The sequence below is a fragment of the Roseomonas nitratireducens genome, assembly GCF_017813355.1.
GTDB lineage: Bacteria > Pseudomonadota > Alphaproteobacteria > Acetobacterales > Acetobacteraceae > Neoroseomonas > Neoroseomonas nitratireducens.
In genome coordinates this window covers 161,404-172,050 of record NZ_JAGIYZ010000011.1, presented here as the reverse complement: position 1 = coordinate 172,050, position 10,647 = coordinate 161,404, and the positions used below count along the sequence as shown (strand labels likewise).

At 72.8% G+C, this 10,647-nt stretch carries 14 protein-coding genes; 5 read left to right on the top strand and 9 right to left on the bottom strand.

What is annotated here, in order from left to right:
• From J5Y09_RS13145 to J5Y09_RS13115, 7 genes are all read right to left on the bottom strand, one after another.
• The coding region (locus J5Y09_RS13145) for a hypothetical protein (protein WP_432761237.1) at positions 1-558 on the bottom strand (558 nt) is incomplete at its 3' end.
• Positions 558-1,157 (bottom strand): protein phosphatase CheZ, encoded by a 600-nt coding sequence (locus J5Y09_RS13140; protein WP_209352243.1) that lies wholly within the window; start codon positions 1,155-1,157, stop codon positions 558-560. The genes J5Y09_RS13140 and J5Y09_RS13145, both read right to left, overlap by 1 nt.
• Entirely contained in the window at positions 1,150-1,530 is a 381-nt protein-coding gene (locus J5Y09_RS13135) for a chemotaxis response regulator CheY (RefSeq protein WP_198378675.1), read from the bottom strand. Before J5Y09_RS13135 ends, J5Y09_RS13140 begins: the two co-directional genes overlap by 8 nt.
• 41 nt (positions 1,531-1,571) lie before the next feature.
• Positions 1,572-2,243 carry a MotE family protein gene (locus J5Y09_RS13130; protein WP_209352242.1) on the bottom strand — a complete coding sequence of 224 codons (672 nt, stop codon included), beginning with the start codon at positions 2,241-2,243 and terminating at the stop codon, positions 1,572-1,574.
• Positions 2,240-2,677, bottom strand: coding sequence for a DUF6468 domain-containing protein (locus tag J5Y09_RS13125; RefSeq protein WP_209352241.1), 438 nt, complete (start codon positions 2,675-2,677; stop codon positions 2,240-2,242). Before J5Y09_RS13125 ends, J5Y09_RS13130 begins: the two co-directional genes overlap by 4 nt.
• Positions 2,674-3,753, bottom strand: a complete 1,080-nt coding sequence (fliM, locus tag J5Y09_RS13120; protein WP_209352240.1) for a flagellar motor switch protein FliM — start codon at positions 3,751-3,753, stop codon at positions 2,674-2,676. Before fliM ends, J5Y09_RS13125 begins: the two co-directional genes overlap by 4 nt.
• Positions 3,750-4,298 (bottom strand): flagellar basal body-associated FliL family protein, encoded by a 549-nt coding sequence (locus tag J5Y09_RS13115; protein WP_209352239.1) that lies wholly within the window; start codon positions 4,296-4,298, stop codon positions 3,750-3,752. Before J5Y09_RS13115 ends, fliM begins: the two co-directional genes overlap by 4 nt.
• Positions 4,299-4,510: 212 nt before the next feature.
• Here J5Y09_RS13115 and flgF point away from each other — a divergent pair, with 212 nt between their 5' ends.
• The 5 genes from flgF to J5Y09_RS13090 all read left to right on the top strand — a co-directional run bounded on the left by flgF (position 4,511) and on the right by J5Y09_RS13090 (position 8,655).
• Positions 4,511-5,254, top strand: coding sequence for a flagellar basal-body rod protein FlgF (flgF, locus tag J5Y09_RS13110; protein ID WP_209352238.1), 744 nt, complete (start codon positions 4,511-4,513; stop codon positions 5,252-5,254).
• A gap of 11 nt (positions 5,255-5,265) precedes the next feature.
• Positions 5,266-6,051: a flagellar basal-body rod protein FlgG gene (flgG, locus tag J5Y09_RS13105; RefSeq protein WP_209352237.1), complete on the top strand. Its 786-nt coding sequence runs from the start codon at positions 5,266-5,268 to the stop codon at positions 6,049-6,051.
• Positions 6,051-7,004, top strand: a complete 954-nt coding sequence (gene flgA, locus J5Y09_RS13100; protein WP_209352236.1) for a flagellar basal body P-ring formation chaperone FlgA — start codon at positions 6,051-6,053, stop codon at positions 7,002-7,004. Before flgG ends, flgA begins: the two co-directional genes overlap by 1 nt.
• Position 7,005: 1 nt before the next feature.
• Positions 7,006-7,740, top strand: a complete 735-nt coding sequence (gene flgH, locus J5Y09_RS13095) for a flagellar basal body L-ring protein FlgH (protein ID WP_209352235.1) — start codon at positions 7,006-7,008, stop codon at positions 7,738-7,740.
• Between the two features lie 195 nt (positions 7,741-7,935).
• On the top strand, positions 7,936-8,655 hold the full coding sequence (locus J5Y09_RS13090) for an SOS response-associated peptidase (protein ID WP_209352234.1): 720 nt from the start codon (positions 7,936-7,938) through the stop codon (positions 8,653-8,655).
• Between the two features lie 15 nt (positions 8,656-8,670).
• On the opposite strand, the gene J5Y09_RS13085 is transcribed toward J5Y09_RS13090, so the two are convergent.
• Both J5Y09_RS13085 and dksA read right to left on the bottom strand, forming a co-directional pair.
• Entirely contained in the window at positions 8,671-9,948 is a 1,278-nt protein-coding gene (locus J5Y09_RS13085; protein WP_209352233.1) for a hypothetical protein, read from the bottom strand.
• A gap of 150 nt (positions 9,949-10,098) precedes the next feature.
• Positions 10,099-10,515: an RNA polymerase-binding protein DksA gene (dksA, locus tag J5Y09_RS13080; RefSeq protein WP_209352232.1), complete on the bottom strand. Its 417-nt coding sequence runs from the start codon at positions 10,513-10,515 to the stop codon at positions 10,099-10,101.
• Positions 10,516-10,647: the final 132 nt, after the last annotated feature.

Below are 10,647 nucleotides of genomic sequence, written 5' to 3'. Positions count from 1 at the left end.
ACGGGGCGGCCCTCGGGCAGCATGTCCTCGATGCGCATCGCCGCCTCCCTCAGCCGGCCTCGGCGCGGCGGGAGTGGCGGCAGCGGCGGCGGCAGGCGGCGGCGCGGCGGGTGTCTCGTTCGCCTCGGCGGCGCGGGGGCGCGCGGCGTCGCGGCGGGCGGCGTTGCGTTCGGCGGGCGCGGCGGCTGGCGCGGCCTCGCCCTCGGCGCGGGCATCCAGCGCATCGACGACGATGCGGTTGCCGAGCCTGAAGTGACGGAGGCGCGCGCCCGGTGCCAGGCGCAGCACCACCGCGTCCTCCTCCTGCTCGACGGCGAGCATGTTGCGCGGCGGCCGGCGCGCGGCGGCAAGGTCGAGCCGCGCAGGCGCGGCAAAGCGGATCACCGCCCGCCCGTCCTGTTCCTCGACGCGGTAGCCCACCTGGGACGGCCAGTCGAAGACGATCCGGCCGTGGTCGGCATGGCTGCCCGCGCGCAGCGGAACGCGCGGCGCCTCCTCCGCCCCCGCCGGCGCGGCGAGGGCAAGCAGCAGCAGGAGGATCGGCGCCGCGCGGCGCATCAGTCGAAGCTCGCCAGCAGGCGGTCGATTTCCTCCTGGGAGGTGCCGCCGCCCGGCAGCTGCGGCCCGTTGGCCAGTTCCTGGCCCTCGGTCTTCGGCGCGACGGGCGCCGCCGCGGCCGGGGCCGGGGCGGGACGGCCGCTCGCATTGGCGACCGCGGCCTCGACGCGGCTCTCGATCGCCTTCAGGGCGGACACGACCTTGCTGATGCGCTGGCCGGTGATGTCCTGGAAGGAGCAGGCCTCGTAGATGCGCGTCACCGCGCCCTGCAGGGCCTCCGCCGCCGCGGGCGGAACCTCCGCCTCCAGCTTCTCGAGCGTCTCGCAGGCGTCGAGGATCTCGTTCGTCGCCTGCGCCGTGTGGTCGACGATGGCGTCGAGCTCGTCGGTGGCCGAGGGGATGTGCGCACCGGTGATGTCGTCCACCGAAAGCTGAGCGATCTCCGCCTTGGCGCGGGCGATGGTGCGGCCGAGCGCCTCGAGCTCGGCCAGCAGCGCCGCCTCCTTGGCCGTCAGGTCGCCCGACATGCTGACCAGCACGGCGCGGACAGCGGCCTCGATCCGGTCCTCGTCGGGACCTGCCTGCGCACCGTCAGGCATGGACCATCACCTTCTCGATCTTCTCCTTCAGCGTCTCGGCGTTGAAGGGCTTCACGATGTAGTTCGACACGCCGGCCTGCTTCGCCGCGACCACGTTCTCGGTCTTGCTCTCGGCCGTGATCATGATGAAGGGCAGGTTCTTCAGCCGCGCATCGGCCCGAACCTCCTTCAGCAGGTCGAGACCGGTCATCGGCGCCATGTTCCAGTCGCTGATGACGAGGCCGAAATTGCCCGCGCGCAGCTTGGCCAGGGCCTCCTGCCCGTCGGTCGCCTCATCCACGTTGTTGAAGTCCAGCTGCTTCAACAGGTTGCGGATGATGCGCAGCATCGTCCGGTAGTCGTCCACGATCAGGACGTTGATGTTCTTGTCCATCGGCTCTGCGGCCTCCTGCTGCTCTCTCAAGGGTCCGTGGGTCAGTCAACCGTCGTGCGACGCGCGCGGTGACGGGCAAGTTCGGTAGTGACCAGTCGCGCCCGCTCCGGCTGCATCGCGCCGATGACGGGCGCGACCTTGCGCTCGCTCATGCGGTCGATGATCTCTACCAGCACAGGCATTTCCAGGTCGTTGAAGATCGCGGCCGCATCGCGCGGACGCATCGATTCATAGGTGCGCACCAGGCCGCGCCAGCCGGCCTCCTCGCGCTCGCCGCGACCGCGGTCCAGCGCCTCGAGCCGCGACTGCAGCGCGGCCAGTTCCTCGACGCGGCGGGTCAGGCGCTGCTCGGCCGCGCGCAACATCACCTCCTGCTGCGCGACGGCCTGCTCGCGCGCCTCGATCTCCGCGCGCCGGGCGCGCAGCTGCTCGAGCAGCGCGCGCTCGGCCTCGGCCGCGGGGTCGGGCTGGGTCAGGGCGGCCAGGTTGACGGGCGCGGCGGCGGCCGGCACCTGCGCGGCGGGCGCGGGCTGGCGCTGCTGCGCGGAAGGGGGCGGCGGCGCGGGATCGGCAGCCTGCGCGGGGGCGACGACGACGGCGGGCAGGCTCGATGGCGCGCGCAGCACGGCGAGCAGCGATTCCGCCTTCACGAGGAACAGGCCGCCCATGGCGAGGATGGCGAGCGGCAGGAGGCGCGGGCGCGGCAGCTTCATCGGCCGGCCCTCGCGGCGCCGAGGGAGATGGCACGCAGCAGGTCGCGCTCCGCCTGGCTCTGCAACGCCGGGGCGGGCTCGGCCGCGCGCGGCGCGTCGGCCGCCATCGGTCGGCCGGCGCGCACCAGGCCCTCGAGCCGGTCGGCCAGAGATTCGGCGCGCTCGATCAGGTAGCGCAGGTCGTCGCGCAGCGGCTCCGCCTGGGCGGTGCGCTCGGCGATCTGCCGGCCGGCGAGCTCGGCGGATGCGCGCAGGCGCACCATCGCCGCCTCGGCCATGCGCGCGGCCTCGTTCAGGCCCTGCGCGCTCGTCTCCATCGCGCCGCGGTCGCGGCGGATCTCGCGCAGCGCGCGTTCCAGCCGCAGCGCGAAGGGGATCGCCGCGCCCAGCAGGGCGAGCAGCACGATCTGCAGGCCCCATTCCAGGATGCTCATGACCCGGCCCCCATTTCCTTGCGGCGTTCCAGCTCGCGCGAGATGCGCACCGCGAGCCGCTGGTCGCGGCGGCCGAGCTCGCCCTCGAACAGCGAGACCTCCCCGCAGCGCAGCCGCACCGGCGCGCCCGGCGCGACGCCGAGCGTGATCCGGTCGCCCACGCGCAGCTCGACGATCTGCGCCAGCGGCATCACCTGCTCGTCCAGCACGACGTCGAGCGCGACCTCGGTCGAGCGCAGCTCCTCGGCCAGGTGGGTTTCCCAGATGCTGTCGCGGCCGAATTTCTCGCCCATGAACTGCTGCAGCAGCAGTTCGCGCACCGGTTCCAGCGTCGCGTAGGGCAGCAGCAGCTCGAGCTTGCCGCCGCGATCCTCCATGTCGATGCGCAGGCGCACCAGCACGCAGGCGTTGGACGGGCGGGAGATGGCGGCAAAGCGCGGGTTCACCTCCAGCCGGTCGAACTTGAACTGCACGGGGCAGAGCGGCTCGAAGGCCGCCGTCAGGTCCTCGAGGAAGACGCCGATCAGGCGCTCGACCAGCGTGCGCTCGATCGTGGTGTAGGGCCGGCCCTCGATGCGCATCGCCGCGGTGCCGCGCCGCCCGCCGAGCAGCACGTCGACGACCGAGTAGATCAGCGCCGAATCGACGACGACCAGGCCGTAATTGTCCCATTCGTCCGCGCGCGTGACGCCGAGCATGGCCGGCAGCGGGATGGAGTTCAGGTAGTCCGCGAAGCGCAGCGAGACGATGCCGTCGATCGAGACTTCCACGTTGTCCGAGGTGAAGTTGCGCAGCGTGGTCGACATCAGCCGCACGAGCCGGTCGAACACGATCTCCAGCATCGGCAGGCGTTCGTAGGAGACCAGCCCCGAGGAGATGATCTTCTGGATGCCGCTTTCCTCGCCCGAGCCCGAGGGCCCGGTCTCGAAGCCCAGCAGGCTGTCGATCTCGGCCTGGTTCAGCACGCGCATGGCGTCGGGGGCGGGCGCGGCGGCCTCGGCCTCGGGCTGCGCGCCTTCCTCGTCCAGCGCGGCGCCCCAGGCGGCGGCGAGGTCTTCTTCCTCCTGCGTGCTCACTGGACCAGGATCTCCGTGAACAGCACGTCGGTGATGCGCGGCGTGGGCTGGTTGCTGCCCGCGGGCGGGGCGACGGCGATGTTGGCGCGCGCCACCAGTTCCTCCCGCAGCCGCTGGGTGCCGGCGGAACCGCGCAGCTCCTCGGGCCGCATCTCCCGCAGATGGGTCTGGAACAGGTCGAGCAGCCGCGGCATGGCGGTCTGGATGGCCGCGGAATCCTCCGCGCGCGTGATCTCGAGCTTGCTGCGCAGCTTGACGAAGACCGGGCGGCGGCCGGGCACGTTCAGGTTGGTGATGATCTCGGGCATGTCGAAGAAGGCGGGCGGGCGCGGGGCCTCGGCCGCCGGGGCGCCTTCGCCCTCCGCCGTCTGGGCGGGCGGGGGGTTCATGCCGAGCAGGCCGGGCAGGATCCCGGTGAACCACAGGCCCGCGCCCGCGCCGATCAGGATGACGGGCAGCGCGATGAGCAGCAGCTTCTTCTTGCCGCCCCCCTTCTTCGCCTCGCCTTCCGCAGCCTCTGCCGCGGGTGCCGCCGCCGACGCCATGCCCGACCTCCTGTCAGGCCCACAGCATCCACCCCGGTCGTTAAGGAACCCTTGCGCCGTTCGTTAACGCCCGGCCGGCGCTGCCGCACGGGGCGCAACACTGCCGCCCACCGGCAGGGTTTGCCGGCCGGATCGGCCGCCAGGGCTGGCACGCCGGTTGCCCTGATGCCCCCGCCCGGCGGCCACGCCCCGGGGACGGAGACCAGAGCGGCATGGACAATCCCGGCTACATCATCCTCTCGCGCCTGTCGTTGCAGAACCGGGCGACGCAGGTGCTGGCGCACAACGTCGCCAATGCCGACACGCCCGGCTTCCGCGCGCTGCGCCCCGTCTTCGCCGAATACGTGGCCCGGCAGAACCAGGTCGCCGGCCCGGCGGGCGCGCGGCCCGTCGCCTTCGTGCAGGACCGCGCCACCTGGCGGGAGACCGACCAGGGCCCGATCCAGACCACGGGCAACCCGCTCGACCTCGCCATCAACGGGGAAGGCTTCTTCGCCGTCGAGACCCCGCGCGGCGAGCGCTTCACCCGCGCCGGCCGCTTCTCCCTCGGCGAGGGCGGGCGGATCGTCGACATGGAAGGCAACCCGCTGCTCAACGCCGAAGGCGCCCCGATCGCCGTCGCACCCAACGATTCGCGCATCGAGGTGCTGGGCGACGGGACGATCCGCAGCGAGAACGGCAATCTCGGCCGCGTCCGCATCGTCCGCTTCGACAACGTCCAGAACCTGCGCGCCGAAGGCGACCGCCTGTTCGACCCGGCGGGCGAGGAAGCCCGCGCCATGGACCGCCCGCGCATCGTCCAGGGCGCGCTCGAGGGCAGCAACGTCCGCCCGATCATGGAAATGACCCGCCTGACCGCGGAACTCCGCGAATTCCAGTTCGCCGCCCAGTTCGCCGAGCGCGAGGGCGAGCGCCTGTCCACCGCCGTCGAGCGCATCCTGCGCCGCCGCGCCTGAGGAGAGCCACCATGCGATCCCTCCACATCGCCGCCACCGGCATGATGGCCCAGCAGAACAACGTCGAGGTCATCTCCAACAACATCGCCAACATCTCGACCACCGGCTTCAAGCGCCGGCGCGCCGAGTTCCAGGACCTGATCTACCAGAACCTCCGCCGCACCGGCTCGCAGAGCGCGGACACCGGCACCGTCCTGCCGTCGGGCGCGCAGATCGGCCTGGGCGTGCGCACCGCCGCCGTCTACCGGATCAGCGAGCAGGGCAACCTGCAGCAGACCGAGAACCGCTTCGACGTCGCCATCCGCGGCAACGGCTACTTCCAGATCCAGATGCCCTCGGGCGAGACCGCCTTCACCCGCGACGGCACCTTCGGCCTGAGCGCCGAGGGCACGATCGTCACGGCCGAAGGCTTCGTCGTGCAGCCGGGCATCACCATCCCGGCCAATGCGCGCGACGTCACCATCAACGCCAATGGCGAGGTGCTGGCCAAGATCGACGGCCAGGTCCAGCCGCAGAACGTCGGCCAGCTGCAGCTCGCGATCTTCGCGAACGAGGGCGGGCTCGAGGCGATCGGCGACAACCTCTTCCTCGCCACCCCGGCCTCGGGCGAGCCGCAGGCGGGTGCCGCCGGCACGCCCGGCTACGGCCAGACCATGCAGGGCTTCATCGAGACGTCGAACGTCAACGTGGTCCAGGAGATCACCTCCCTGATCACCGCGCAGCGCGCCTACGAGATGAATTCCCGCGTCATCACCGCATCCGACGAGATGCTGTCCACCCTGACGAGGCTCCGCTGATGAAGCGCCGCGCGCTGTTCCTGCTGCCGGCCCTCGCGCTGCCCGCGCGGGCCGAGGTGGCGCCCCCCTTCCCCCGCCCGCTCGTGCTCGCCGAGGACACGGTGCTCAGGCTGGGGGACATCTTCGAGAATGCCGGCGCGCTGGCCGACCGGACGGTGGGCGCCGCCCCGGCGCCGGGCCGGCGGATGATGCTCGACGCCGCGCAGCTGTCGGGCCTCGCCCGCCGGCACGGCCTCAACTGGCGGCCCCTGTCGGGGGAGGAGCGGAGCGTCGTCGAGCGCCCCGGCCGCCCCCTGCCGCGCGAGGATGTGGAGGCGATGCTGCGCGACGAGCTGTCGCGGCTCGGCCTCGATGCCGATGCGGAACTGGAACTGCCCGGCTTCTCCCCGCCGCTCGTCCCGCTCGGTGCGCTGCCGCAGGTGATGGTCGAGGCACCCTACGTGGACACCGCCTCGCGCCGCTTCGCGGTGACGCTGGTGGTCTCGGCCGAGGGCATGGCGACGCAGCGCATCCGGCTCGCCGGGCGCGCGGTGCCGACCGTGCCGGTCGTGGTCGCCACGCGCCGGATGGCGGTGGGCGACGTGGTCGGGCCGGAGGATCTGCGGGAGGTGCGCCAGCGCGCCGAGCGCGTCCGCCCGGGCACCGCGCAGCGGGCCGAGGACGTGCTCGGCAAGCAGCTGCGCCGGCCGATCGCCTCCGACCTGCCCTTCATGACGGTGGACCTGGCCGCGCCGGCGATCGTCACGAAGAACCAGCTGGTGCTCATGGTGCTGGAAGGACCCGGCATCTCGCTGACCGCCCAGGGCCGCGCGATGGAATCGGCGGCGCGCGGGCAGATGGTGCCGGTGATGAACCTGATGTCGCGCACCGTCGTCGAGGCGGAGGCGATCGGACCGGGCCGCGTGCGCGTGCGGCCGGGATCGACACCCGTGACCATCGCGCGGAGGGGCTGAGATGCGCCGCATCCTTCTTCTGATGGTGCCGATGCTGCTGGCCGCCTGTTCGGGCGCCGAGCGGCTCTCCCGCCTGGGCGATGCGCCCGACATGGCGGGCATCACCAACCCGACGCAGGATCCGCGCTGGCGGCCGGTGTCGATGCCGATGCCGAACCCGCAGGACCCGCCGCTGGCGAACAATTCGCTGTGGCGGCCGGGCAGCCGGACCTTCCTGCGCGACCAGCGCGCGGCGGCGGTGGGCGACATCATCACCGTCCTTGTCTCCATCGCCGACGAGGCGGAGTTGCAGAACCGCACCGTGCGGTCGCGCGACAACACGGAAGGGATGGGGCTGCCGCGGCTGATGGGCCTCGAATCCTCCTATGCCCGGCTGTTCCCGACGGGGATCGACCCGAGCCGGCTGGTGGAGGCGAGCTCGACCTCCGGCGTGAACGGCACCGGCGCGATCCGGCGCAACGAGACGGTGACGCTGCGCGTCGCCGCGACCGTCGCGCAGGTGCTGCCGAACGGGAACCTGGTGGTGACCGGCCGGCAGCAGGTGCGGGTGAACAGCGAGATGCGCGACCTGACGGTCGGCGGCGTGATCCGCCCGCAGGACATCGCGTCCGACAACACGGTCCGGCACGACCGGCTGGCCGAAGCGCGCATCGCCTATGGCGGGCGGGGCACGATCAGCGACGTGCAGCGGCCGCGGGTGGGCCAGGAACTGCTCGACATCATCCTGCCCTTCTGACGGCGGCAGGCGGAACGGTGGGGCGGGGTGGCCGAGGGGCCGCCCCGCCCTTCGCATGCGCGCCCTGCCCGCCCGCGCTCCCCCAAACCGCCGCGGCGGTGCGCCGCGGCAGGGGGGGTCTAGGGGGGGCCTGCCCCCCCTTCCGCCGGGAGGTTAGGGTTGGCGTGGCGGCTAACCTACCGGCGGACAAACCCCATGTGCGGCAGGTATTTCCAGGCCCGGTCCTCGGGCGACATCGCGCGCTACTTCGGCACCACCAACGCCACGCCGAACCTGCTGCCGTCCTTCAACAAGGCGCCGACGCAGGAAGGGCTGGCGGTGCGGCGGCATCCGGAAACCGGCGCGCGGCATCTCGACGTGCTGCGCTGGGGCCTGGTGCCGCGCTGGGCGAAGGATGCGACGGGGGCGGCGCGGATGATGAACGCGCGGGGCGAAACGGTCGCGGAAAAGCCCGCCTTCCGCGATGCCTTCCACAAGCGCCGCTGCCTCGTGCCGATGGACGGCTTCTACGAATGGCGGGCGGAGGGGAAGGGCAAGCAGCCCTTCGCCTGTTCGCTGCGGTCGGGCGAGCCCATGGCGTGTGCAGGCCTGTGGGAAGGCTGGAAGCAGCCGGACGGCGAATGGCTGCGGACCTACACCATCGTCACCTGCGCGGCCGCCGGCCGGCAGGCGCTGCTGCATGACCGCATGCCCGTGATCCTGCCGCCCGCGGCCTGGGATGCGTGGCTGGCGGGGGATGACGAGCCGGCGCTGCTCGCCCTGCTGCGCCCGGCCGAGGATGCGCTGCTGGCCTTCTGGCCCGTCGCGTCGCGCGTCGGCCGCGTGGCGGAGAACGACGCGGGACTGATCGCGCGGGACCCACTCGCGGTCGCGCCGGCGGGGCTCGACGATCCCCCGCCGCCGCTGCCGGGCTGAGCAGGGTCGCGCCGGTCAGCGGGAGGCGCCGCCGCCCCGGCCTTGCAGCGCGCGCCCGACGATCACGAGCAGGGCCCAGGCGAGCCAGCCCGCGCCGATCACGATCATCGCCTCCTGCACATCGGCCCAGCGCGCGCCGGCGAGTGAAGGCAGGTCGCCCCGCGGCCCCCCGCCGCGCACCAGCACGGCGATGGGCAGGGTGACGACCAGGATCATCCCGGCAATCACCACGCCGATCGGCGTGGCCTTGCCCGAGGCGCCGAGCGTGAGCATGAGCGACGGCACGACGGCGAAGCAGACCGCGAGCAAGCCGAGGAAGCCATCCGCCCCCGAATGACGGATCGCCAGGGCGAAGACGCAGGGCAGCGTGAGTCCGGCAATCCCGAGCAGGATCTCGCGGCCCGTGGAGACCTCCTCGCCCAGCCCTTCCGTCAGCCGGTCAAGCCGCCCCGCGATCAGCGCATGGCGGGACAGGATCACCAGCGCCAGGCCGAGCAGCGCCGCCCCGTACAGCCACAGCAGCGGCCGCGCGGCGTCGAGCCTGGCCCAGTGCGGATCCGTCACCCAGCGGCCGACGACGATGTATGGCGCCGCCGTCCATCCCGCCTGCCGCAGCGCTTCCTCGACGGCGAAATCCCGCAGCGGCTCGGGCAGCAGGCGCAGCACGCCGCGCCCCGCATCCCAGGGCGCGCCCGGCACCGCACGCGCCACGCCATCCGGCCCGTGTTCCAGCACGGCGACCACGGGCACGCGCTGCGCCGGCGTCCAGTCCGGCCCCACCACGGGCACGACCGTGAAGCGGCCGCGCAGCCGGCTGGGGCTGGTGGAATACCCCCGCATGTCGCGCCGCGGCAGTTCGAGTCGGACTTCGACGGTGCGCGCGAGATCCGCGCGCGGGACGGCTGCGGGCAGCAGGAAGCCGGCGGCCGCCGGGTGGGACGGCGCCTCCGCCGCATCGAGGCTCGGCACGCCGCCGAAGATGCGCGCCTCGTGCAGGCCGACGGACAGGAAGGCGGCGCCGACGATGATGCACATGGCGTAGCCGATGCGCAGCATGCCCTCGCCGGCACAGACGAAGGCGACGGCGGTCGCCGGCAGCAGGGACAGGAGGAACACGACGAAGAGCGGCGTCGCGCCCTCGCCCCAGACCGGCAGCAGGATGGCGTGCAGCAGGATCGGCAGGGCAAGGCCCGCCGCGCCGATCAGCAGCAGGCGGACGAGTCGGGCCGGCGGCGGCGCTTGGTCCCGCGCGGGGGCGGCCGATACGGGCCGTCGGCGGCGTAGCGGCCTCATGGCGCACCGCGAGTCGCGCGACTGCCGGCCGCCGACGTCATCGCGGCGCGGCGATCACCGCCGGCCATGGCATCACAAGAAGGAAGCGTGGCGATGGCCCGTCCGGCGGATGGCCGGCGCCCCGGGCGCATGCGGGGCGCGCGGGCGGGATCAGTCGTCCCGGTGCACGCGTTCCATGCGCTCGTGGCGCTCCTGCGCCTCGATGCTCATGGTCGCGATCGGGCGGGCCTCGAGGCGCCGCAGGCCGATCGGCTCGCCGCTTTCCTCGCAATAGCCGTAGGTGCCGTTCTCGATCCGGTCGATCGCCTGGTCGATCTTGCTGATCAGCTTGCGGGCCCGGTCGCGGGTGCGGAGTTCAAGCGCCCGGTCGGTCTCGACGCTGGCGCGGTCCGTCAGGTCCGGCTCGGTGATGCCGCCTTCGGAGAGGGAGGAGAGTGTCTCGCCTGCCTCCCGCAACAGGTCCTGGCGCCAGCGAAGCAGCTTCTGCCGGAAATACTCCAGCTGCTGCGGGTTCATGAACTCCTCGGCTTCCGAGGGCCTGTAATCGGGCGGCAGCGTCACGAGCATGTATGTTCTTCCCCGGCCCCGAGGGCCTGGCCGCCTGTGTGGCTGCCGACCCCCCCTAAGCGCGGGCGGAACATAGACGCGCCCCGTGGCGAAAGCCAAGAGGGGCTTTCGCGACAAATCCCTGAAACGGCG

Coding starts and splice junctions, on each gene's coding strand:
- J5Y09_RS13140 (WP_209352243.1), bottom strand. CDS start 1,157: ATGCCTGACGGTGCGCAGGCAGGTCCCGACGAGGACCGGATCGAGGCC.
- J5Y09_RS13135 (WP_198378675.1), bottom strand. CDS start 1,530: ATGGACAAGAACATCAACGTCCTGATCGTGGACGACTACCGGACGATG.
- J5Y09_RS13130 (WP_209352242.1), bottom strand. CDS start 2,243: ATGAAGCTGCCGCGCCCGCGCCTCCTGCCGCTCGCCATCCTCGCCATG.
- J5Y09_RS13125 (WP_209352241.1), bottom strand. CDS start 2,677: ATGAGCATCCTGGAATGGGGCCTGCAGATCGTGCTGCTCGCCCTGCTG.
- J5Y09_RS13115 (WP_209352239.1), bottom strand. CDS start 4,298: ATGGCGTCGGCGGCGGCACCCGCGGCAGAGGCTGCGGAAGGCGAGGCG.
- flgF (WP_209352238.1), top strand. CDS start 4,511: ATGGACAATCCCGGCTACATCATCCTCTCGCGCCTGTCGTTGCAGAAC.
- flgG (WP_209352237.1), top strand. CDS start 5,266: ATGCGATCCCTCCACATCGCCGCCACCGGCATGATGGCCCAGCAGAAC.
- flgA (WP_209352236.1), top strand. CDS start 6,051: ATGAAGCGCCGCGCGCTGTTCCTGCTGCCGGCCCTCGCGCTGCCCGCG.
- flgH (WP_209352235.1), top strand. CDS start 7,006: ATGCGCCGCATCCTTCTTCTGATGGTGCCGATGCTGCTGGCCGCCTGT.
- J5Y09_RS13090 (WP_209352234.1), top strand. CDS start 7,936: ATGTGCGGCAGGTATTTCCAGGCCCGGTCCTCGGGCGACATCGCGCGC.
- J5Y09_RS13085 (WP_209352233.1), bottom strand. CDS start 9,948: ATGAGGCCGCTACGCCGCCGACGGCCCGTATCGGCCGCCCCCGCGCGG.
- dksA (WP_209352232.1), bottom strand. CDS start 10,515: ATGCTCGTGACGCTGCCGCCCGATTACAGGCCCTCGGAAGCCGAGGAG.